This window comes from Nocardia sp. NPDC059195 (genome assembly GCF_042754695.1).
Taxonomy (GTDB): domain Bacteria; phylum Actinomycetota; class Actinomycetes; order Mycobacteriales; family Mycobacteriaceae; genus Nocardia.
This window is the reverse complement of the sequence record NZ_JBHZBG010000016.1, coordinates 24138-46543: the sequence shown is the minus strand read 5'-3', so window position 1 is coordinate 46543 and position 22406 is coordinate 24138. Positions and strand designations below refer to the sequence as shown.

Annotated in this window: 20 protein-coding genes; 10 read left to right on the top strand and 10 right to left on the bottom strand. The window is 69.0% G+C overall.

All coding sequences use genetic code 11. The annotated features are described in order from the left end of the window. Positions 1 to 14: 14 nt before the first annotated feature. Together ACFXKN_RS20715 and ACFXKN_RS20710 are read left to right on the top strand one after the other, a co-directional pair. Complete coding sequence (locus ACFXKN_RS20715; RefSeq protein WP_379433626.1) at positions 15 to 1256, top strand: acetoin utilization protein AcuC; 1242 nt, start codon at positions 15 to 17, stop codon at positions 1254 to 1256. Next, positions 1249 to 4377, top strand: coding sequence for a GNAT family N-acetyltransferase (locus ACFXKN_RS20710; RefSeq protein ID WP_379433625.1), 3129 nt, complete (start codon positions 1249 to 1251; stop codon positions 4375 to 4377). Before ACFXKN_RS20715 ends, ACFXKN_RS20710 begins: the two co-directional genes overlap by 8 nt. Positions 4378 to 4566: 189 nt before the next feature. Here the strand turns inward: ACFXKN_RS20710 and ACFXKN_RS20705 are convergent, their stop codons facing one another. From ACFXKN_RS20705 to ACFXKN_RS20695, 3 genes are all read right to left on the bottom strand, one after another. Then, positions 4567 to 5535 carry a sigma-70 family RNA polymerase sigma factor gene (locus ACFXKN_RS20705; protein WP_056811283.1) on the bottom strand — a complete coding sequence of 323 codons (969 nt, stop codon included), beginning with the start codon at positions 5533 to 5535 and terminating at the stop codon, positions 4567 to 4569. A gap of 170 nt (positions 5536 to 5705) precedes the next feature. Further along, positions 5706 to 7205, bottom strand: coding sequence for a methyltransferase (locus ACFXKN_RS20700; protein WP_378944870.1), 1500 nt, complete (start codon positions 7203 to 7205; stop codon positions 5706 to 5708). A gap of 223 nt (positions 7206 to 7428) precedes the next feature. Further along, positions 7429 to 8166, bottom strand: coding sequence for a VOC family protein (locus tag ACFXKN_RS20695; RefSeq protein ID WP_379433624.1), 738 nt, complete (start codon positions 8164 to 8166; stop codon positions 7429 to 7431). 292 nt (positions 8167 to 8458) lie between these two features. Here ACFXKN_RS20695 and ACFXKN_RS20690 point away from each other — a divergent pair, with 292 nt between their 5' ends. Next, positions 8459 to 9790 (top strand): MFS transporter, encoded by a 1332-nt coding sequence (locus tag ACFXKN_RS20690; protein WP_379433623.1) that lies wholly within the window; start codon positions 8459 to 8461, stop codon positions 9788 to 9790. 54 nt (positions 9791 to 9844) lie between these two features. On the opposite strand, the gene ACFXKN_RS20685 is transcribed toward ACFXKN_RS20690, so the two are convergent. Next, positions 9845 to 10201, bottom strand: a complete 357-nt coding sequence (locus ACFXKN_RS20685; RefSeq protein WP_378946188.1) for a DUF3099 domain-containing protein — start codon at positions 10199 to 10201, stop codon at positions 9845 to 9847. A gap of 144 nt (positions 10202 to 10345) precedes the next feature. On the opposite strand from ACFXKN_RS20685, the gene ACFXKN_RS20680 reads away from it, so the two are divergent. Further along, positions 10346 to 10585 (top strand): DUF3039 domain-containing protein, encoded by a 240-nt coding sequence (locus ACFXKN_RS20680; protein ID WP_056815556.1) that lies wholly within the window; start codon positions 10346 to 10348, stop codon positions 10583 to 10585. Here the strand turns inward: ACFXKN_RS20680 and ACFXKN_RS20675 are convergent. Continuing rightward, a complete protein-coding gene (locus ACFXKN_RS20675) occupies positions 10555 to 11541 on the bottom strand; it encodes a YihY/virulence factor BrkB family protein (RefSeq protein ID WP_378946191.1) in 987 nt (328 codons plus the stop codon). The genes ACFXKN_RS20680 and ACFXKN_RS20675 overlap by 31 nt on opposite strands. Before the next feature lie 365 nt (positions 11542 to 11906). On the opposite strand from ACFXKN_RS20675, the gene ACFXKN_RS20670 reads away from it, so the two are divergent. After that, positions 11907 to 13634 carry a DEAD/DEAH box helicase gene (locus ACFXKN_RS20670; protein WP_378946194.1) on the top strand — a complete coding sequence of 576 codons (1728 nt, stop codon included), beginning with the start codon at positions 11907 to 11909 and terminating at the stop codon, positions 13632 to 13634. A 72-nt stretch (positions 13635 to 13706) separates the two neighbouring features. Here the strand turns inward: ACFXKN_RS20670 and ACFXKN_RS20665 are convergent, their stop codons facing one another. Next, positions 13707 to 14309 (bottom strand): TetR/AcrR family transcriptional regulator, encoded by a 603-nt coding sequence (locus ACFXKN_RS20665; RefSeq protein ID WP_379433622.1) that lies wholly within the window; start codon positions 14307 to 14309, stop codon positions 13707 to 13709. A 160-nt stretch (positions 14310 to 14469) separates the two neighbouring features. On the opposite strand from ACFXKN_RS20665, the gene ACFXKN_RS20660 reads away from it, so the two are divergent. Then, positions 14470 to 15207, top strand: coding sequence for an SDR family NAD(P)-dependent oxidoreductase (locus tag ACFXKN_RS20660; RefSeq protein WP_379433660.1), 738 nt, complete (start codon positions 14470 to 14472; stop codon positions 15205 to 15207). A 107-nt stretch (positions 15208 to 15314) separates the two neighbouring features. Here ACFXKN_RS20660 and ACFXKN_RS20655 read toward each other — a convergent pair whose 3' ends face one another. Both ACFXKN_RS20655 and ACFXKN_RS20650 read right to left on the bottom strand, forming a co-directional pair. Further along, positions 15315 to 15863 carry a hypothetical protein gene (locus ACFXKN_RS20655; protein WP_379433621.1) on the bottom strand — a complete coding sequence of 183 codons (549 nt, stop codon included), beginning with the start codon at positions 15861 to 15863 and terminating at the stop codon, positions 15315 to 15317. Then, a complete protein-coding gene (locus tag ACFXKN_RS20650; protein WP_379433659.1) occupies positions 15863 to 17593 on the bottom strand; it encodes a DEAD/DEAH box helicase in 1731 nt (576 codons plus the stop codon). The genes ACFXKN_RS20655 and ACFXKN_RS20650 overlap by 1 nt, the downstream gene beginning before the upstream one ends. A gap of 137 nt (positions 17594 to 17730) precedes the next feature. Here ACFXKN_RS20650 and ACFXKN_RS20645 point away from each other — a divergent pair, with 137 nt between their 5' ends. After that, a complete protein-coding gene (locus ACFXKN_RS20645; protein WP_379433620.1) occupies positions 17731 to 18489 on the top strand; it encodes a TetR/AcrR family transcriptional regulator in 759 nt (252 codons plus the stop codon). A 156-nt stretch (positions 18490 to 18645) separates the two neighbouring features. On the opposite strand, the gene ACFXKN_RS20640 is transcribed toward ACFXKN_RS20645, so the two are convergent. Next, positions 18646 to 18840, bottom strand: a complete 195-nt coding sequence (locus ACFXKN_RS20640) for a hypothetical protein (RefSeq protein ID WP_378944895.1) — start codon at positions 18838 to 18840, stop codon at positions 18646 to 18648. Between the two features lie 403 nt (positions 18841 to 19243). On the opposite strand from ACFXKN_RS20640, the gene ACFXKN_RS20635 reads away from it, so the two are divergent. The 3 genes from ACFXKN_RS20635 to ACFXKN_RS20625 are packed head-to-tail and all read left to right on the top strand — an operon-like array spanning position 19244 to position 21319. Continuing rightward, entirely contained in the window at positions 19244 to 19615 is a 372-nt protein-coding gene (locus ACFXKN_RS20635; RefSeq protein WP_379433619.1) for a DUF952 domain-containing protein, read from the top strand. A 37-nt stretch (positions 19616 to 19652) separates the two neighbouring features. Next, complete coding sequence (locus tag ACFXKN_RS20630) at positions 19653 to 20135, top strand: cation:proton antiporter regulatory subunit (protein ID WP_378944901.1); 483 nt, start codon at positions 19653 to 19655, stop codon at positions 20133 to 20135. A gap of 5 nt (positions 20136 to 20140) precedes the next feature. Next, a complete protein-coding gene (locus ACFXKN_RS20625) occupies positions 20141 to 21319 on the top strand; it encodes a cation:proton antiporter (protein ID WP_378944904.1) in 1179 nt (392 codons plus the stop codon). On the opposite strand, the gene ACFXKN_RS20620 is transcribed toward ACFXKN_RS20625, so the two are convergent. Then, positions 21320 to 22204, bottom strand: coding sequence for an MHYT domain-containing protein (locus ACFXKN_RS20620; RefSeq protein ID WP_378944907.1), 885 nt, complete (start codon positions 22202 to 22204; stop codon positions 21320 to 21322). Between the last annotated feature and the right edge of the window lie 202 nt (positions 22205 to 22406).

Genomic DNA, 22406 nt, shown 5'->3' with positions numbered 1-22406 from the left:
CTAGCGTGGCGAGCATGGTCACGTCGCCGCGCAGCGAACACGCAGGGACCGTCGTATGGACCGAGCGATTCCTCGGCTACACCTGGAGTCCGGAGCATCCGATGAAGCCCGCGCGCCTGCAATACACCATGTCGCTGGCCCAAAGCCTAGGTCTTCTCGATGGTGTCGAGCCGCTGGCACCCGACGCGGCCACTCAATCGGACCTGATGCGGGTCCACAGCAGCTCCTACATCGAGGCGGTGCGCCGGGCCGGGCAGGGCCCGCCGACACCCGAGGACGCCGCCTACGGGCTCGGAACCGCCGACAATCCGGTGTTCCCGCACATGCACGAGGCGGCGTCGGTGATCGTCGGCGGCACCCTCGCCGCCGCACGGGAGATCGCGGCGGGCCGTACGCGGCGCGCGGTGAGTATCGGCGGCGGAATGCACCACGCCATGCCGGATTCGGCGGCGGGGTTCTGTGTCTACAACGATGCCGCGATCGCCATCTCATGGCTGCTCGACCACGGCTTCGACCGCATCGCCTACCTCGATGTCGATGTCCATCACGGCGACGGCGTGCAACGGGCGTTCTACGCCGATCCGCGTGTGCTCACAGTCTCGCTGCATCAGCATCCGGCCACGCTGTGGCCCAATACCGGCTGGCCCGAGGAGACCGGTATCGGGGCGGCCGAGGGCACCTCGATCAACCTGCCACTGCTGCCCGGCACACGGGATGCGCAGTGGCTGAGGGGATTTCACGCGGTGGTACCCGGCGCGGTGGCCGCCTTCCGGCCGCAGATCATCATCAGCCAGTGTGGTGTCGACACCCACCGCGAGGATCCGCTGGCTGATCTGGAACTTACTGTCGACGGCCAGCGCGCGGCCTTCCTCGCGATGCGGGACCTGGCCGACGAATACGCCGAAGGGCGCTGGCTGGCCGTCGGCGGCGGCGGTTACGGCGTGGTGCGGGTGGTGCCGCGCGCCTGGACCCACCTGCTCGCCGCGGCACTCGATCGGCCGCTAGCCCCCGAAACGCCGGTGCCCACCGACTGGATCGAACAGGTGCGGGCATCCGCGCCGCGCGTGCGACCACCGACGACCATGGGCGACGGCGGCGACACCGCCTACCGCGCCTGGGACGGTCCCGGCGGCACACCCGAGATCGGCGATGCGGGCCAGATCCGCGCCCAGCGCGCGGTCGATACCGCGATCACGGCCACCCGGCGGGCGAGTTTCGGCCTGCTCGGGCTCGACCCGGAGGACCCCCGTGACTGAGCCACTGCTGCCCGATACCTCCGACACGCCCGCGAATCCGCCTGCGCCACCCCAACACTGGTACGGCGATGTGCTCGCCGCCGACGGCGGTGTGGTCCAGCTACGCCCGATCGTGCCCGCCGACGCCGACGCGCTCGCCGCCTTTCACACCGGTCTGTCCGATCGCACCCGATATCTGCGCTATTTCGGTCCCTACCCACAGATCTCGCCGAAGGACATGTACCGCACCACACACGTCGACTACCGCGACCGGGTCGGCCTCGTCGCGGTACTCGGCACGGCCATCATCGGCGTGGCCCGCTACGAGCTGCTCGCCCGGCCGGGGCCACGCGCGGCCGAGGTGGCCTTCGTGATCGCCGACGAGCACCAGGGACGAGGGCTCGGCTCGGTGCTGCTCGAGCATCTCGCCGGTGCCGCCGCCGAGAACGAAGTGGTCGCGTTCGTCGCCGAGGTGCTGGCCGAGAACGAGGCCATGATCACGGTCTTCCGCGAGGCGGGCTACCAACTGCAGCGCAGTCGCGACGGTTCCGAAGTGCACCTCGAATTCGCCATCGACCCCACCGAAGCGCTACGCACCGTGCGGGATTCGCGTGAGGCGGCCTCGGAGGCGCGCAGCGTCGGAAATCTGCTGGCACCCGGTTCGGTCGCGGTGATCGGCGCGTCACCGGAGCAGACCCGCGTCGGCGGTGCCGTGTTCGCGAATCTGCTCGCCGGCGGCTTCAGCGGGCCGGTGTTCCCGGTGAATCTGCACCGGCGTTCGGTGCGCGGTGTGCGGGCCTACGCCACGGTGCGCGAGATTCCCGACGAGGTGGACCTGGCGGTGGTCGCGGTGCCACCCGCCGCGATCGGGGCGGTCCTCGACGATTGCATGGCCAAGGGGGTCAAGGGCCTGGTCGTGCTGACCGCGGGCTTCGGCGAGACCGGAGCGGCCGGGTTGGCCGCCGAACACGACCTGGTCGCCGCGGCGCGCGGACACGGCATGCGGGTGGTGGGGCCCAGCGCGCTCGGCATCGCCAACACCGACCCCGCGGTCGGCCTGAACGCCACCCTGGCACCGGTGCTCCCCGAGCGCGGGCGGATCGGCTTCTTCTGCCAGTCCGGCCCGCTCGGTGCGGCGATTCTCGGCGAGGCCGCGGCCCGCAACCTCGGTCTGTCGACGTTCGTCTCGGCAGGCAACCGAGCCGACGTCTCCGGCAACGATCTGCTCCAGTACTGGGACACCGCCGCCGACACCGAGGTGATCCTGCTGTACCTGGAGAGCTTCGGTAACCCGCGCAAGTTCTCCCGGCTGGCGCGCCGGGTGGCACGCGGCAAACCGATCGTCGCGGTGAGCAGTGGGCGCCTCGCGGCCGGTGCCGACATGGACCGCACGGTGGTCCGTGACCTCTTCGGCCAAGCCGGGATCATCCAGGTCGACTCCATCTCCGAACTGTTCGACTGCGCCGCCCTGCTGGCCTGTCAGCCGCTACCGAAGGGCCCCCGAGTCGCGGTGGTCGGCAACAGCGCCGCGCTGAACTGGCTGGCCATCGACGCCGCCCGCGGCGAAGGTCTGCACGTGTACCGGCCCGTGACGGCCCTCGACCGAGGCCCCGGCGCTCGACCGACCGAGCACGGCGTGCACGGCAGCCGGCCGACAGTTGTGCAGAGTGCCTGGTCGGAGGGACGGGTCGTGGACAGCGCCCAGCAGGCCGAGCGGGATTCAGGTGGTGCGGTGTCGGCCGAGCGGGGTGCGGACAGTCCTCTGCGGATCGACCGGGATTCGGCCGAAGTGGCCGAGCGAGATGCGGACCGAGCGGGGCGAGTCGGCCGGAGGGCAGATCGTGGCGGGGCCGGGCGGGGAGCAGATCGTGTGCGGCGAACCGCACGGGATTCGGATCGTGCGGCGCAGGGTGCGGATCGCGTCGGCAGGACCGCGTGGGGCGCGCGCAGTGCTCGGCGCGCTGGCCGTGGTGCGAACAGCATCGAACTTCCCGAGCGGGATACCGGAGTTGCCGGGCCCATCGAGCGGGGCGTGGGCGTGGACGGCCCGGTGGACCTCGGACCGGAGGCGACGCCTGCCGACTTCAGGGAAGCGGTCCTCGCTGCGCTACGCAGCGACGAGATCGACGCGGTGATCGTCGTGGTCGCACCGCCGGTTCCGGTGCCGATGGAGGGCTTCGGGGACGCCTTGCGGGCGGCCGCCGCGGCGGCGCCGGGCAAGCCGATGCTCACCACCTTTGTCGCGGAATCCGGCATTCCGCGACAGCTGGCGGTGCGTACCACCGCGGGCGCACCGGCGCGCGGATCCATCCCGTCCTACCCGGACCCTGAGCGGGCCGCGCGTGCGCTGGCCAGGGTCGATCGGTACGCGCGCTGGCGTGACCGGCCGATCTCGCCGGTGGTGCGCCCGCCCGGGATCGACACCGCGGCCGCGGCGGCGCTGGTGGAGGGCTGGCTGGCGGAATCGGGCGGACGGTGGCTCACCGATGAGGAGGCGGTGCTGCTGCTCGGGTGCTACGGGATCGACGTGGTCGAGTTCCGGGCGGTGCGCGACGGCGGGCAAGCGGTCGCCGCGGCCGAGGAACTGGGCTATCCGGTCGCGGCCAAGGCAACCGGGGAGCTGTGGCGGCGCCGACCCGATCTGATCGGTGTGCGCTTGGACCTGTGGGGACCGGACGCGGTCCGTCAGGCCTACACCGACCTGGTGGAAATCTGCGGCGATCCGCTTCTGCACGTGCAGAAGATGGCGACCAAGGGGGTCGGTTGTGTGCTGCGCGTCACCGACGACCCCTCGTTCGGGTCGGTCATCCAATTCGGCCTCTCCGGCATGATCATCGACCTGCTCGGCGACCGTGCCTACCGTGCCCTACCGCTGACCCAGGAGGAAGCGACCGCGCTCATCGACGCGCCACGTGCGGCACCACTCCTGTCGGATGGACCGGGCCGAGTGGGCGTCGACAAAGCAGCCCTCGCCGAGCTGGCCCAACGCATTTCGGCCCTGTTCGACGACATCCCCCAGATGCGCGAACTCTCCTGTGACCCCGTGCTGGCCGCGTCGGCATCGGCGGAGATCATCTACGCCCGAGCCCGCATCGGCCCCGAACCCAGCCGCTTCGACACCGGCCCCCGCCGACTGGCCTGAGGTGCGACGGTCCTCGCCGGCTGCCCCGTCGGCCGTGGTCGCCCCGCCCCGGCGGCCCGTCTTACCGGGGATCCGACGCGGAGCCGGAATAACGAACAACGCCGACCGGCTCGCGACCCGGAGGGGAGGGGTTCGCGGTCGCCGGTCGGCGTTTCGGCAGACGACCCCGGGGGGCCGTCGAGATTTGGATCAGCTGGCGTAGGCGCGCAAGCGGTCGGCGCGGTCGCCCTTGCGTAGCTTGGACATGACCTCGCGCTCGATCTGACGGACTCGCTCACGGGACAGCCCGAACAGCTTGCCGATCTGGTCCAGGGTGCGCGGCTGTCCGTCGTCGAGACCGAAGCGCAGGCGGATGACCTGCTGTTCGCGCTCGTCGAGGGTGGCCAGGACGCTGCGCACGTCGTGGTGCAGCAGGCCGGCGATGACGGCACTCTCGGCGGAGGTGGCTTCCGAGTCCTCGATGAAGTCACCGAGCGGGGCCTCTTCGTCGTTGCCGACGGGCATGTCCAGGCTCACCGGGTCGCGGCTGTGGTCGAGCAGGTCGGCGATCTTCTCCACCGGGATGCCCGACTCGTTGGCGAGTTCGGCGTCGGTGGCCTCGCGGCCCAGCTGCTGGTGCAGTTCACGCTTGATCCTGGCGAGCTTGTTCACCTGTTCCACCAGGTGCACGGGCAGCCGGATGGTGCGGCTCTGATCGGCCATGCCGCGGGTGATGGCCTGACGGATCCACCAGGTGGCGTAGGTGGAGAACTTGAAGCCCTTGGCGTAGTCGAACTTCTCCATCGCGCGGATCAGTCCGAGGTTGCCCTCCTGAATGAGGTCGAGCAGCGGCATGCCGCGGCCGGTGTAGCGCTTGGCCAGGGATACGACCAGACGCAGGTTGGCCTCGAGCAGGTGCGAGCGGGCGGCGGAGCCCTCGCGGACCAGGATCGCCAGATCACGCTTGCGAGCCGCCGTCAACCGCTTACCGGTTGATAGCAGGTTCTGGGCATACAGGCCCGCCTCGATGCGCTTGGCCAACTCGACCTCGTCGGCCGCCGTGAGCAGTGCCGTGCGTCCGATTCCGTTGAGGTACACGCGTACCAGATCGGCTGCGGGGCTCTGGGCGTCGATATCGGCCTCGCTGGGGCGCAAACGAGTGGTGGCGGGGCTTGTCATGACTTGCCTCCTGTCGGTGGTGTCTCACTCCGTTCAACGGACCCGACTTAGAGAAAGTTCCCGTTCCCGCGGTCGATAAACCGCTCTGAGCTGCTGGTTCCCACCCCAACGGCTGAGAAGTTCCTGAGAAGAGCGCCGTGGTCGCCAACTCGCTACCACCGCGGGGCGGTTCAGACCGGCCGCACCAATCCGTGGCGGACGAGTCCGGCGACCACACCGAGTGCCTGGGCGGCGAATTCCGGCGTGACCTGCTCGGCTCCGTCGGCGAGAGCGAGTAGTTCGATCAGCTCGTACAACGGCAGCCCGTCGGGCCGCATTCCCGCGACCAGGGCGACTGTCGACTCGTCGACTTCGTGCTGCCAGCGTGGTCCGTCGCCGCGATGAAGCCGGGCCACCTGCTCGGTCCAGCCGAACTCGCCGGGCAGGTATACCCGCTCCAACGCGGTCGCCGGGCTCGGCGCGAAACGAGATGTCCACGCGAGTTCCTCGTCGCCTGCGACCGCGCGCAGCCACGCCGACCGCGCGAAATACCCGGCTACCTCGGTACCGAGCGGGTCGTCGAAACCGTGGGTGAGGTCCTCGGCGAGGAGTTCGGTCGGGCCGTCGATCGCGCGCAGATAGACGAAGCCGAACCCGATGCCTTCGACGTCGGCGGCGTCGAAGGCATCGAGCCACCGCGCCGCCTGTTCCTGGGCGGCCGGGTCGCGGGGGTCGAGGCCCGCGTCGCGCAGCCAGGTGCCGACGTAGAGGGCCGGGTCGGCGACGTCGCGCTGCACGACCCACGCGTCGACCCCGTGGGCGGGCAACCAGCTCGACACCCGTTGCCGCCAGTCCTCGCCGTCCACGTGCACCCAGGCAGCGAGCATGGCCGCCGTGCCACCGGGTGCCAGCAGCGCGGGCGCCCGCCCGATAACCAGTTCGCTGGCGCCGTCCAGGGCGAGCCCGGAGTCGCGATAGGTGTGCTCGATGCGCGCCGGACCGACCACGAACGGCGGATTGGCCACGACCTGATCGAAGCGCCGCCCGGCCACCGGCTCGAACCAGGACCCCTCGAGCAGTTCGATATCGAGTTCGTTGAGCGCCGCCGTGGCCTGTGCCAGCCACAAGGCCCGCGCGTTGACATCGGTCGCGGTGACCCGGCCCGCGTAACCCGCCGCGTGCACGGCCTGCACGCCACAGCCGGTGCCCAGATCCAACACGGTGCCGACGGCTTCGGTCGGTGTCGCGCGCAGCAAGGACAGTGACGCGTGCCCGACGCCGAGGACGTGATCAGAGGTGAGCGTGCGCCGCCGCATCGAATCGTCGAGATCGGACAGGATCCACCGCGTCCCCGCGCCGACATCGAGCGGCCGCAGATCCAGCGCGGCCCTGACCTCGTCGCCCTCGCGGAGGAGCAGACCCGCCGCCACCGCCGCGTCGATGCGCACCGGCGCCAGCGCGGCGGCGACCTCGCGCTCCGGCAACACGTCGCCGAGAAGCAGCAACCGCACCAGCGTGCCGAGGTCACCGGCCGCGCGCGCGGCCCGGCGCACCGGTACCGGCTCCGAACGGCTCAGCGCCGCATGCACATCCGGACCCAGCGCCTCCACCAGCGTGTCGGCGGCGTAACCGACCCGGATCAGCGCGGTGCGCAGGTCCGGGCACAGTGCGGTGAGCAGGGAGTCGGTCATCGTCGGGTTCGTAGGCACCCGCCTACTCTGCCAGGACCGCGAGTACTGAGATCGACAAACTGCCGGTGCGTGTCGCCGCGCACACAGCGCCTCGGGTCGCCTGCGCCGGGTGGCTGTGGCGGTTGATGCGGCTGGGAAGGATAGCCGTCGGGTCGGATGGGCATCGTCTGCGCTCGCAGTGGCCGACCGATTGACGTATTGCGATAGTCGGCGGCGCTGCTGCTCAGCCGGTGTATGGGTCTCTGGATGTCACGCAGTACAGGGCGTTTCCGGGGTCTCGTAGGACTATCCAGTGTTCGGTGTCGGTGATTCGGGTGGCGCCGAGCGATTCGTGCCAGGCGGCGGTGGCCGTGATGTTCGACGAGGCCAGGTCGGCGTGCGCGCCCGTGGGGCCGGGGTCGTCGAGGCGTTGGAGCAGGAAGTGCAGTGGCTGGTCGGGGCCGCGGAGGCGGGAGAATTCCGGGCGGCGGCCGGGCCTGTGCGTCCAGTCGGTGAGTTCCTGCCAGAAGGCGGTATCGGCGTCGATGTCGGTGGGGGACAGGTCGAGACAGATCTGGTCGAGGCGGGTCACCGTGCCGTCGGGTGCGGTCGACACCGTGACCGGTGCAGGCCCGAGATCCGATCGGCCGGCCGCCGGAGTGAGGCAGAACGTCTGTCCGGCAGGCGATTCCAGCACGGTGTAATCAGGCAGCTCGGCCGTGACGCGGGCGCCGAGCCCCGTTGCGGTCGCGACCGCCGCGGGGATGTCGTCGACGTCGAGGTCGAGATGGATGCCACCGTCATCGCCGACCGCTTGCATCTTGATCCACGCGGGTCCGGTGGCGGGCAACAGCGTGACGAACTCGTCGTGCTCGCCGCGTGGCGCCGACACCGTGGAATCGGTGACCGTCGCCCAGAACCGCGCACAGTCGGCGAACGAATCGACGGGCCGATCGAGAAACGCCCAGGTCCAGCGAATCATGCTGTCTCCCTTCCGATATGCGGCACTCGCCGAGCGGTCGGCCTGTTCCGGGCACACTGTCGGCAGTCCTGTCCGAACGGTAGGCGCCATGAGCTCCGCTGTCGACCAAGGTTGCGCGAGCGGATCGTGAGCGCCGCGATCGAGAGAACCTTGCGCGCGGGCGTCGAGAGTCCTTGGTGCGCAGTATGCGCGGCCGTTGACAGGCCCGCGCCCGTACTTGTTGGCAGGATATCAACGAAACATGTCATATCGGCCACTAGTCCGTCCTTCGCCGATGCGGCACGCTGGGCAAGTGACCGATCTACGTGCGCCCCTGCCGCCCACCGGCGACGACCCGGCCGACAACCTCACTCGCACTCCGGCATCGGGCACCGACGAACGCGGTCGACTCCACCCCGCGTGGATCGTGGCCGGCGTCGGATTCGTGGCCCTGCTCGGCGCGGCCGCCTTCCGCTCGGTTCCCAGCGTCCTCATCGACCCGCTGCACACCGAATTCGGCTGGTCACATGCGACGATCTCCACCGCCATCTCGCTGAATATGCTGCTCTACGGCCTGATTTCGCCGTTCGCCGCCGCGCTGATGGACCGATTCGGCATCCGCAAGGTGGTGTGTTCGGCGCTGGTGCTGATCGCCGCGGGCAGTGGGCTGACGGTGTTCATGACCCAGGCGTGGCAATTGGTGGCGACCTGGGGACTACTGGTGGGCGTCGGTGTCGGGTCGATGTCCATGCCGTTCGTCGCCACTATCACCGGACGCTGGTTCGTCCGGAGTCGCGGCCTGGTCACCGGGGTGCTCACCGCCGCGGGCGCCACCGGTCAGCTGGTGTTCCTGCCCCTGGTCTCGATGCTCGCCACCGAGCACGGCTGGCGGCTGCCCGCATTGATCGTGGCGGCGGTGGCACTGTCGGTGGTGCCGCTGGTGTGGTTGTTCGTGCGCGACTACCCCAGCGATGTCGGCGTGCGTGCCTACGGGGCGCCTGCCGGTTCGGACGCGGGGGCGCGGGTGCCGATCGCCGGCGGCGCGAACCGGGCGCTGACGGTGTTGGCCTCGGCCGCGCGCAAACCCGGATTCTGGCTGCTGGCGGGCGGATTCGCGATCTGTGGTGCCTCGACGAACGGCCTGGTCGGCACCCATTTCGTCACCGCCGCCCACGACCACGGCATGCCACCGACCACCGCGGCCGGACTGCTGGCACTGGTCGGAATCTTCGATGTGGCGGGCACCATCGCCTCGGGCTGGCTCTCCGACCGCGTCGACCCGCGCTATCTGTTGCTCGGCTACTACTCGCTGCGCGGCCTGTCGCTGCTGATCCTGCCGTCACTGCTCGGCCCGCACACCCAGCCGAGCATGTGGGTGTTCATCGTGTTCTACGGCTTGGACTGGATCGCGACGGTCCCGCCGACGGTGCTGCTGTGCCGTGAACTCTTCGGCGCCGACGGACCGATCGCGTTCGGCTGGGTCTTCGCCGCCCACCAGGTCGGCGCCGCGATCGCCGCCACCGGCGCCGGCCTGATCCGTGACCTCCAGGGCTCCTACGACCTCGCGTGGTACGTCGCGGGCGGTCTCTGCGGTATCGCGGCCGTCATGTCGATGTTGGTCCGCAGACCCAAGACGGCCGTGTAGCCGAACGCTGGCGGCTACACAGCCTTCGCTAGCCGGACTGCGTGCGACAGGCGCCTATTCCAGCGTCTTGTGGTGTCCGGATTCGAGGGCGATCTGGTTGTTGCGGCCGTCCCAGCGGCTGGGTTCGTCCTTGGTACGCGGCGGCCGATCGTTGGCGACCAGTACCGCGATCCAGGGCAGCGGCACCGAGGCGGCGATGATCAGGATCGAGAGCAGCGGGTTCTCGAACGCGCTGTAGGCGATCGCGGCCAGGATCAGGCAGGGGATCCGGAAGGCCATGATGAACGTGTAGCGGCGCACCCTGGCGCGATGCTGGTCGTCGAGCGAGGGCGCGGCCTCGGTGATCAGCACGGCATGTTCGGCGGGGGCGGGACGGAAGAACCCACGCGAGGGCTTGGGCTCGGTGGGCATGGTCACTTCCGGGTCCGGCTTCGATTCGTCGGCGCCTGGGACATCGCCGTAGGACTGCATACCCCCGAGTCTTCCACTCGGCGTCGTCGAGCGCACACGCGGCTGGTCAGCGGTGCGGGCGCCGGATACGGCATCATGGATGGCGTGAGTACAGACACTCTGGTACGCCCGGAAACCACGACCGACGAGACGACCAGCGACGACACCCCCAAATTCTTCCATTATGTGAAGAAGGACCGGATCGCCGAAAGTGCCGTGATGGGCACGATGGTCGTCGCCCTGTGTGGCGAGGTTTTCCCGGTGACGCGTTCGGCCAAGCCCGGCTCGCCCGTGTGCCCGGACTGCAAGAAGGTCTACGAGGGCTTGCGCAAGGACGGCGACTGAGCGCAGCGCTCGGTCGATGACGCCGGTGCCTCGGGTGAGGCGTCGGCGGTTTCGTCGTGCTCGTCGACCTCCTCGTCGTCACCGCGCACCTGGCTGGTGATCCAGTCCTTGACCTGCTCGATCCGGGTGGCCCGGGCAGGCCAGAACTCCTGAACGGCGGCGTTGAACTCCGCGCCGAGGATCACCGCGAAGCCGAGAAAGTACGTGAACAGCAGGAACGCGATCGGGGTGGCAAGCGCGCCGTAACTCACCCCGGTGTCGGTGATCCACGACAGGTACCGGCGCAGCAGGTCGCTGGCGCCCATGAAGAAAACCCCGGCCACCAGCGCACCGCCGAAGAGCCGATGCCACGGCAGCGATTTGTGCAGGGCCAGCTTGTAGAGCGTGGTCAGCCCGAAAATCAGCAGCAGGCCGACGATCGGGTAGTAGAACGTGTCGATCAGCCGCAACCCCGGCTCACGCCAGGATTCGGGCAGCACCCGCCCGATCCGGGTCGGACCCAGGGCGATCACCGGCAAGATCAGCACCGCGGCCACCAGGAACTGCACGTACAGCAGCAGCGCGAAGATCCGCTGCCAGATCGGGTGACGCGCGTCCTGCTGCCCGTGCGCCTCCACGATGGCGTCGACGAAGGTAGCCATCGCCGAGGATCCGGCCCACAGCGACAGCACGAAACCCACCGACACCACCGCACCGCGTCCCCGGCCGAGCACGTCGTCGACGGTCGGTTCGATCAGATCCGAGACCACCGACGGACTGAAGAACTCGCGGCTGAACGCGATGATCTTGCTCTCCACGATCTGCACGGTGTCGGGCCCGAACAATCCGCCCACATAGCCGAGGCTGCCGAGCAGACCGAGCAACAGCGGGGCCAGCGACAGCGTCTGCCAGAACGCCGCGGCCGCGGACTTGGCGAAGATCGAATTGTCCCAGCACTTGATGGCGACCCGGACCATCAACCGCCATGCCGTAGCCAGCCGGCGCACCCACGGCGCGTGATCGCTGTGACGTTGCGGGGCGGCCTGCGCGCCGACCGTGGGGCGCGCGGGCGAGTCGAGGGGCGGGAGCGTGTGCGGCGGGTGTGCCGCGTCGGCAGCCGGGACCTGGTCGTTGTTCATCTCAGTGTCAAGCATCCCGCACGATGGAGGTCCGTGTGGTGCGGGCCGGGCATCGTGTCGGCGGGTAACAGGTAAATGGCCGGTGACCACGGGTGCGGTTGTGATGCCTGTCGCCCACCCCGCGTCGGTTTGGCGACACGCCGCATCGGGCGGCTAGGGTCGTCTGCGTGACTGGGTCGGGTGGTGCCGCTACGGCGAAGCAAGTGGGGACACCGGGCGATTCTGCCGCGGGAGGTGCCCCGTCGGGTTCGCTGCGCGCCTGGCAGCGGCGCGCATTGACGAAATACCTGGCCACCAAGCCGCGAGACTTCCTCGCGGTCGCCACGCCCGGCGCCGGTAAAACCACCTTCGCGCTGCGGGTAGCCGCGGAGTTGCTGGCGGATCGCACGGTGGATCAGATCACCGTCGTCGCCCCGACCGAGCACCTCAAGCACCAGTGGTCGTCCGCGGCCGCGCGGACCGGAATCCAGCTCGACTCGCGATTCTCCAACTCCACCGGCGCGACCTCCGGCGACTATCACGGCGTGGTCGTGACCTATGCCCAGGTTGCCGCCCACCCCACCCGGCACCGGGTGCGCACCGAGAACCGGCGCACGCTGGTGATCCTCGACGAGATCCACCACGCGGGCGACGCCAAGACCTGGGGCGAGGCGACCGAGGAGGCGTTCGGCGACGCGACGCGCCGTCTCGCGCTGACCGGAACCCCGTTCCGCAGTGACGATTCGAAGATCCCGTTCGTCACCTACGAGCCCGACGAAGGCGGTTTCCCGCGTTCGCGCGCCGATCATTCCTATGGCTATGCCGACGCGCTCGCCGACGGCGTCGTGCGTCCGGTGGTGTTCCTGGCCTACTCCGGCGACGCGCACTGGCGCGACAGTGCGGGTGAGGAGCACACCGCCCGGCTCGGCGAACCGCTCAGCGCCGAACACACCGCGCGGGCCTGGCGCACCGCGCTCGATCCGGCGGGCGACTGGATCTCATCGGTGTTGCGCGCGGCCGACATGCGCCTGCGTCAGCTGCGCGCCTCCGGGATGCCCGACGCGGGCGGTCTGGTGATCGCCACCGATCAGGAACGGGCTCGCGACTACGCCGAACTGCTCGAACACATCTGTGGCGAGCGGCCCTCGGTGGTGCTCTCCGATGATCCGCAGTCCTCGCAGCGCATCAGTGAGTTCGGCAAGAGCACCCAGCCGTGGATGGTGGCGGTGCGGATGGTGTCCGAGGGCGTCGACGTGCCACGGTTGGCCGTCGGCGTGTATGCCACCAGCGCGTCGACGCCGCTGTACTTCGCGCAGGCCATCGGCCGTTTCGTGCGTGCCCGCAAGCCGGGGGAGACCGCGAGTGTGTTCCTGCCGTCGGTGCCGGTGCTGCTGGACCTGGCCGCGCAGCTCGAGCTGCAGCGCGATCACGTCATCGGCAAGCCGCATCGCGAGAAGGACGGCCTCGACGATGAGCTGCTGATGGACGCCAACAAGGCCAAGGACGAGCCCGGCGAGGACGAGAAGTCCTTCGTCGCGCTCGCCGCGGACGCCGAACTCGACCAGCTGATCTACGACGGATCCTCCTTCGGCACCGCCACCATCGCGGGCAGCGACGAGGAAGCCGACTATCTGGGCATCCCCGGTCTGCTCGACGCCGACCAGATGCGCGCGCTGCTGCGCGACCGGCAGACCCGCCAACTCGCCGACCGAAGCGCCGCCCAGGAGTCCGCCCCGCCGCCCGCGGCCGTCGCCGAACGGGTCGCCACCTCCGACAAATTGGGCGAACTGCGCCGCGAACTCAACAGCCTCGTGGCCATGCACCACCACCGCACCGGCAAACCCCACGGCGTGATCCATGGCGAACTCCGCCGCGAATGTGGTGGTCCGCCAACAGCATTGGCCAGTGTCGATCAATTGGGCGAGCGCATCGCGGCCCTGCGTCGACTCTGAGAGATCCCGCCGACGGGTCGCCGCCCTCGACGTAGATCCCCGTCCGGCCGTTCGCCGATCACACGGCCCCACCTAGCGCGTCGCGGCCGCCAGTGTCTGCATGGCGCTGTCGACGGCGATGTTCAGTTCGTCGGGCCCGATGCCGTCTCTGGCCTGGATCGACAGCCCGTAGAGCACAGTGCTGAAAAGCATGGCGAGCGAAGCGGTGTCGGTGTCGGGGGCGAGGTCGCCTTCGGCGACGCCACGGTCGAGCCTGGCGTGGATGTCGGCTGTGGTGTGGCGGCGGGCTTCGACCAGGAATTCGCGGACCGCGGCATTTCGGGTGGTGTAGGTCGCGCCGGCGAGGACGACCATGCAGCCGTGCGGAAGGCCGGGGTCGGTGTAGATCGGAATGTTGTCGCGCAGCATCGCCTCGATCGCGGCGTAGGCGGTGGGTTGCTCGCGCAGCGCCCTGGCCGTGTGGGAACCCTCGCTGCGGCCGTAGAGCTCGACGGCGGCCCGGAACAGTGCTTCCTTGTCGCCGAAGGCGGCGTAGAGGCTGGGGGAGTTGATGCCCATGGCGGCGGTGAGGTCGCTCATCGAGGCGCCGTCGTAGCCCCGTTCCCAGAACACCTCCATCGCCCGGCGCAGCGCGACCTCACGATCGAAACCCCGGGGACGCCCGCGTTCTGCCATGCGAAACCTTTCTGTGCCGATCGGTAAATATACCCCGTGGCGCGGGGGTCGCAGCGTCCGCCCGCTAATTCTGTGTCGATCGATAAGAAACTCTTGACGGCGGGGTGTGGATGCGCTTGTCTATTTGTGTATCGACCACTACAAAATTGGAGCGAGCATGATGACGAGCACTGACAACGTTGCCCTGGTGACCGGCGCGAGCCGTGGGATCGGCGCGGCCATCGCCCGCGCACTGGCCGCCGCGGGCGCCGATGTGGCGTTCACCTACCAGCGCGACGAGGTCGCCGCGAAGGCGGTCGCCGCCGACATCGAGGCGCTGGGCAGGCGGGCACTGCCGATCAAGGCCGACAGCGCCGATGCCGCACAGGTCGTCGCCGCCGTCGATCAGACCGCGCGCGAACTGGGCGGCCTCGATGTGCTCGTGAACAACGCAGGCATCTTCCCGGCCAAGCCCTACGAGGAGTTCACCCTCGACGAGATCGACCGCGCGCTGAACATCCACGCACGCGCCGCCTTCGTCGCGGGCCAGGCCGCTCTACCGCACCTCGGCGAGGGCGGCCGGATCATCTCCATCGGCTCCAACCTGTCCGACCGCGCGCTCTTCGGCGGGCTGTCGCTGTACAACCTGAGCAAGTCGGCCCTCAACGGCTTCACCAAAGCCCTTGCGCGCGAACTCGGTCCGCGCGGCATCACCGTCAACCTCGTCCAGCCCGGCCCCACCGACACCGACATGAACCCGGCGAACAGCGGCCACGCCTCGACCCAGCGAGAGTTCAACGCCCTCGGCCGGTTCGGCGCCGCCGCCGATGTCGCCGACCTGGTCACCTTCCTCGCGGGACCGTCCGGTCGATCGATCACCGGCGCGATCCTCACGGTGGACGGTGGCACCAACGCCTGAGCAGGGTCGATGGGCACATGGCTCGGGATGTCGGGTGCCGCGTGGTGTTCGAACGGATGAGCCGCATCGCCTGCGGCTCATCCGGCCGTTGATTCCTGGCCCAAGGCTCAGGGGGCGGGCACGAAGAACTGGGTCGGGTCGAGAGCGTTGATACTGGTCCAGCGCGGTTCCTGGACGGGGAGGCCGGAGTCGGTGGTGGCGTCGAAGTAGCCCTGCAATTCCAATGCCAGGCGCGGATTCTCGTCGACCTTGCGGGCGATCGTGTACAGGGTCGCGAACACATGCACGCAGCGCGCGGTCCGTGCCGAGCAGGAGCAATCGGTGCTCACCAGGGTCGGCGCGGGGGAGTGGCCCGCGTCGAGCAGGGCTCGGTGCATCTCGTCGGTGAGGACGGTCGGGTCGGTGATCGTGTGACCGATCGCGGTCACCGCCGCCCGCGACAGCGATGCCACCTCGACGTGCGCGATCGAGGCCTGACCGCCGCGATGCAGGTGCGCGCGCACGGTGCGACCCTCGATCTCGATGCGCGCACCGTCGTTGCGGGCGATGCTGCGGGCCCGCGGCAGCAGTGGTTCCGGGCGGGTCTGGCGCAGCGGTTCGGCCAGTCTTACCCAGTCCATTCCCCATGGGGTGTAACCGAATTCGTTGTCGGCCATCAGTTCTCTCGCTTCCGGCGCAGGATGTCGACGAGGGCGTCGTCGTCGAGGCGGGCCAGTTCGGCGATGCCCGCGGTATCGGACAGATCCGTCAGCGCGGACTTGCGGGTGTGCATCGCCGCGATGTGTTCCTCCACCGTCGTAGCGCTGGTGAGGGTGGTGACGGTGACGGTGCGCGTCTGCCCGATCCGGTGCGCCCGGTCCGAAGCCTGCGCCTCCACCGCCGGATTCCACCAGCGATCGAAATGGATCACATCGGCCGCACGGGTGAGGGTGAGGCCGGTGCCCGCGGCGCGCAGGCTCAGGATCAGCACCGGCGGCCCGTCCGGTGCCTGGAAGCGGGTAACCAGGTCGCCGCGCTGGGTGGCGTCGAGCCCACCGTGGAAGAACGGCGCCTCGACGCCGAACTGTTCGGCCAGATGACGCACCAGCAGGTCGCCGGTCTTGCGGTACTGGGTGAAGATCAGCGTGGGGTCACCGGTGTCGAGGTTGGTGGCGACGATGTCGGCGCACAGGTCGAGTTTGCCGGAGCGGCCCGCGAGTTCGCCCAGGTCGCCGGAGACCAGTCCGGGGTGGTTGCACACCTGCTTGAGGTGGGTGAGCGCGGCCAGCACCCGTCCCTGTCGTTGCAGGCCCGAGCCGAATCCCTCGTCGAGGGCCTCGGCGAGTACCGCGTCGTACACCCGTTCCTGCTCGGCGGTGAGATCGCACAGCAGATCACTGTGGATCTTCGCGGGTAGCGACGCCGCCACCTGAAGCTTCTTGCGTCCCAGGACAACCGGCTCGACAGCATCGCGCAGCCGGGCCGCCGCTGTGGCCGAACCCTCCTCGATCGGCCGGACGAACCTTCGCCGGAACTGTGTTCGATGTGCGAACAGTCGCGGCACGGTGAGGTTGAGCAGCGCGAACAGTTCGTCGAGGTGGTTCTCCACCGGCGTGCCGGTGAGCGCGACCTTCGCGTCGGCGGTCAACGCTCGCGCCGCCCGCGACACCTGGGTCCGCGGATTCTTCAACGCCTGCGCCTCGTCGAACACCACCGTCGCCCACTGCTCACCGGTCAGCGCCGCACCGTGCAGCCGCAAGGTCGGATACCCGGTCACGACGACCGTCCCCGCCCCGGCGGACACCGCACCACCACGCCACGGCACCGGCTTCAACCCCGGCGCGAACCGTTCGATCTCGTGCGCCCAGTTGCCGACCAGCGAGGTCGGGCACACTACCAACTGCGGCCCATCGGCGCGCCCCTGAAGGAACCCGATCGTCTGCACCGTCTTACCGAGGCCCATCTCGTCGGCCAGCACGGCCCCGCCGTACGCCGAAACGGTCTCGCGCAACCAACCGACCCCACGCACCTGATACGGCCGCAGCGTGGCATCGAGGACCCCCGCGAGCTCTCCGTCCAGCGCCTGCGTCTCGCAGAGCACCCGCGCCGCTCGCTCGGCGGAGACGATCGCGGTGCCGACCGCATCGGGCACCGCGTGCGCGGCGGCGGGTAATCGGCCGGGCCGTTCGTCGGTCATCAACGCACGCCACGCCAGGGCGGACGGGGCGAGGTCGTCGATGGTGACCTCGGCCAGTTCGGCCGACGTGACCACGGCGGTCGCCACTTCGACGGTTTCGATCGCGCCGCGCTCGCCGACGGGCAGCGCGAGGGTGAGCTGTTCCGGATCGCCGATTCCTGTCGGCGCGGCACCGGCATCGTGCCCGGTCCACGTCCACAAGGCGAACAGATGACGGTCGGGGAGGTAGGTGGCCTCGATGGCGGGCAGAACGTTCTCCTCTGATCGGGAAGCGCGAACAACCGAACAACGTACACTGTACTGAGTTTGTTCCCGAACGCTCGGACAAGTTCCGGAGAGGACGGCCCGTGCCCGCCGACGAGGACGCGAAATCCACCGCACAGGCCACCCAGATCCTCGAACTACTGTGGCGCCACGCCTTGCCGCCCAAGCCGGGCGCGCGTGGCCCGAAACCCGGTCTCACCGTGGACGATGTGGTCTCGGCCGGTATCACGCTGGCCGACCGCGACGGTATCGACAAGCTGACGATCCGGGCCGTCGCCGCGGAACTGGGCCTGCGCGCGATGAGCCTCTACACCTATGTCCCCAGCAAGGATGCCCTGATCGTGCTCATGGTCGATGCCGTCGCCGCCGCGGACACCCCGATCCCGGTCGACCTGCCGGTCCGGGCACGCATGATCGCCATCGCCACCCAGATCAGGGCCGAACTGATCGAGCACCCCTGGCTGCTGGAAGTGTCCCCCTGGCGCCAGGTACTCGGCCCGGCCAGGATGCGCCGCTACGAACGTCAGCTGGCCGCGATCGACGGCGTCGGCTTCGGTGATCTGGTCATGGACCGCGCGATCGCGGTGCTCACCGACTTCGCCACCGGCAATGCCCGCCTCGCCATCGCGGCCGCGGGGGCCGCCGCGCAACTGAGCGACGCGCAGTGGTGGGCGGTCAACGGCCCCGTACTCGCCCGGGTGATGCCCGCCGACGAATTCCCGCTCGCCGGGCGGGTCGGCACCGCCGTCGGCGAGTACTACCAGGCCCCCGCCGACCCGGACGGTGCGTTCGACTACGGCGTGGTCACTCTCGTCGACGGCATTCTCGCCGACGCCTGCTGAGCGCCGATGCGGCATTCCTCCGCCGCGCACGGCCGAAGCGTTCGGCGAGGGCCTGCGTCGATACCCGGATACAGCAACAGCGGGCGCCCTGTTCGGGTCGCCCGCTGTCGGGAGTATTCGATTGTCGGATGTGATTGTTCCGGACGCGAGGAGGGGTCAGATCGCGGGAGCTTCGTCCGTGTTGATCACGGCTTCGAGTTCGCGCAAACGGTCCATGTGTTCATTCGCGTGATGCTGGCAGAAGAGCAACTCGCCACCCGCAGGAAGCACGGCACGCACTCGGGCAGCCGCCCCGCAACGATCGCAACGATCGATCGCGGTCAGTGGGGTGCTGGTCAGGGTTCCTGGCATGACTCCTCCGTCCCGGCTCCCGGCGCTGCGTGGCCGTTCGCCTAGGTGTGGGCCTCGTGGTCACTCCACGTGGCTCGCGTCCGCTACTTCCCAGCAGTGGTACGACTACTCTGTCAGACGTTCGGGGTTCAGGCTTTGTTCCCGGAAGTGAATCTTTGTGTTTTCGATAACAGACCTGCGGTTTCGCTGAAAGCGAACACCCGCCGGTCGTCGGTTTCGAGCACCCACCGATCACCCGCGAAGCGCTGATGCCACCTCCCACTCGATCCTGCTACTCACCGATATGTCGCTCGCTGCGGTGTTGCTCGTTACGCACGGGGCGTAACCACCGAACCGGGCCGAACATGTCGAGTTGTGACAGGGTCTTGACCGTCCGAACCTGTTGTCTACCCGGAGATTACCCGTGACATCCGACACTCACACGCTTGTTCACCTGTGTTCTTCCCAAGAATGGGAACAAGCCCGCAGCGCGGGCGAACGCAGGCCCCCGTCACTGGCCGACGCCGGCTTCGTGCACCTGTCCACCCCGGAGCAGGTCCACCTGCCCGCCAACCGGCTCTTCGCCGGCCGCACCGACATGGTCGTGCTGTGGCTGGATCCGGCGGCGTTCACCGGTGCGGTGAAGTGGGAGCCGGGCGTGCCGAGCGACCCGTCGTCGATGCTCTTCCCGCACCTGTATGCCCCGCTGCCGGTCGCCGCGGTGCTCGCCGCGCAGCCGTACCTGCCCGGCTCCGACGGCGTGTTCACGACACCGCGCCGGGACGGAGTGGCGTAGACCACAATCGGCACCGGGCGCGACTACTGTTGATGAGGTGAACGTCGACGTCACAGCGCTACCGGGCATCGGAGTGCGTAAGGATTTCGAAGTCAGGTCGGGGCGCCGCGTCGGGGTGGTCGCCCACCGCGACGGTGACATCGATCTGATCGTGTCCAAACCCGACGACCCGGACGCCATCGCCGCCCAGGTGCCACTGTCCACCGATGAGGCATCGGTGCTGGCGAACCTGCTCGGCGCGCCGCAACTGGTCGCCAAACTCAACGACGACCACCGCGATCTGCCGGGCATCACCACCCGTCAACTCGCCGTCGTCGACGAATCACCCTATGCGGGGCGAACCCTCGGCGAGACGGGCATGCGCACCCGTACCAAGACCTCGATCGTCGCGGTGATGCGCGCCGGTCAGCTCCACCCGTCACCCGGACCGGACTTCACCTTCACCGAGGGCGATCTACTCGTGGTTGTCGGCACCCCGGAGGGCCTGGAAGCGGCCGCGAAGATTCTCGTGCACGGCTGAGCGCCGTGACCTCGCAGGCCTTGGCTCTGCTCGAGCTCGGCGTGATCTTGTTCGCGCTGGGGATCTGCGGGCGAGTGGCGGGCCGGTTCGGGATGTCACCGATTCCGCTGTACCTGCTCGGTGGGCTGGCGTTCGGTCGCGGCGGGTTCATCGAGCTCGACGCCGCCATCGAGTTCGGGCACATGGCAGGCGAGATCGGTGTCGTGCTGCTGCTGTTGCTGCTCGGGCTCGAGTACACCGCCCCCGAGCTGATGACCGGCCTGCGACGCTCCTGGGCGGCCGGAGTGCTGGACCTGGTCGCCAACGCGCTCCCCGGCGTCGCGGTGGCGCTGATCCTCGGCTGGGGTGTACTCGGTGCCGTCGTGCTCGGCGGGGTCACCTATATCTCGTCGTCGGGGATCGTGGCCAAGGTGCTCGACGACCTGGGCCGCCTCGGTAACCGCGAGACCCCGGTGGTGCTGTCGATCCTGGTGTTCGAAGACCTCGCGATGGCGGTGTACCTGCCGATCCTGACCATGATGCTGGCGGGGCTGAGCCTGCTGAGCGGACTGATCTCGCTGGCGATCGCGCTCGCGACCATCACCGTGGTGCTCGTGGTCGCGCTGCGTTTCGGGCGGGTGGTGTCGGCGGTACTCGACAGCGCCGATCGCGAAGTGTTCCTGCTCCAGCTGCTCGGCGCCGCGCTGCTCGTGGCCGGCGCGGCCTCGGCGCTCAATGTCTCGGCCGCGGTCGGCGCGTTCCTGCTCGGCATCGCCATCTCGGGATCCACCGCGCACGAGGCAGCGAAACTGCTGGAGCCGCTGCGTGATCTGTTCGCCGCGATCTTTTTCGTCGCGTTCGGCCTGTCGATCGACCCGGCCGCGGTCCCACCGGTGTTCGCCTGGGCGGTCGCGTTGGCAGTGGTGACCACCGGCACCAAGATCGCGGTCGGCTGGTGGGCGGCGAGCAAGCAGGGAATCCGGCGGATGGGCCGTGCGCGGGCGGGCGCGGCGCTGGTGGCGCGCGGCGAATTCTCCATCGTCATCGCGGGACTGGCGGTCGCCTATGGCAAGGCCGACGCGGAACTGGCCGCGCTGGCCTCGGCCTATGTGCTCCTGATGGCGATCCTGGGCCCGATCGCGGCGCGCGTGGTGGAGCCGGTGGTCGAATTCGTCAGGCGCCGTTCGGATGTCGCGACGAGCTGATCAGTCGACGACGCGACGCGGCCAGGCGCCTGCACCGTCGTAACTCAGTTCCTCGGTGCGGTACTCCTGCGGTGCGGCCGGCGCGAACTGCGCGACCGGCCGTGCGGTCCTGGCCGGTCGCGGACGGTGCCGCGAGGTCAGCCACATGCGCGGCAGCGCTTCCTCGTTCTCGATCTCGGTGAGGCTCACGCTGATCAACACGAGCATGGTGACGATGCTGCTCACCCCGATCAGCGGAGCCAGCAACTCCATCGCCTCGGCGCCGGTCGCGGGCGCGGTCTGATGCCCGGTGTGCGCGCGCATCGACGCCATCCCGGTGTAGTGCATGCCGCACACGGCTACGCCCATGATCAGCGCCGCACCCACGGTGGCGAGAAAACCCTTGACGCGCAACGTGAACCACAGCGCCACCACCGAAGCCACCACCGCGATCAGCATCGACAGTGCCACGATCGCCGGGTCGTATTGCACGGTCGCGCTGGACTTCATCGCGTACATGCCGGTGTAGTGCATGGTCCCGACACCGAGGCCGGTGATGGTGCCACCGGCGAGCAACGAGCGCAGTGTCGGCTGCGGCTTGTTGACCATGAACAGCCCGATCCCGACCACCACCATCGCGGTGATCGCGCTGCACAGCGTCAACGGGATGTCGTAGCGGATGTCGGCGCCGCGGATGGTGAAACCGAGCATGGCGATGAAATGCATGACCCAGATGCCGGTTCCGCCGATCGCGATCGCGGCGCCGATGAGCCAGGCGACCCGTCCCTCGGCGGCATTGCGACCGCGAGCCGCGCACTGCAGCCCGAGCAGACAACCCGTGACCGACATGAAGTAGGCGAGAACGGGGGTGATCCAGCCGTAGCTGAAGTGGTAAATGTCGAGCACGCGCGAAAAACCCTCAAATGCCGATACCGCAGACTCGAGGCGGTAGAACGAAAAACTGAATGTGACGATACGGTGAAATTCGCCAAACCGTGTCCTCCCCAGTGCAATCCATCGGTGTGGGTTTGATCACGAAACGATTACCCGTCGGTACATTGGATAAAACAGACCGCTTGGAATGTAGCGGTCGAAACGAAAACGAGGC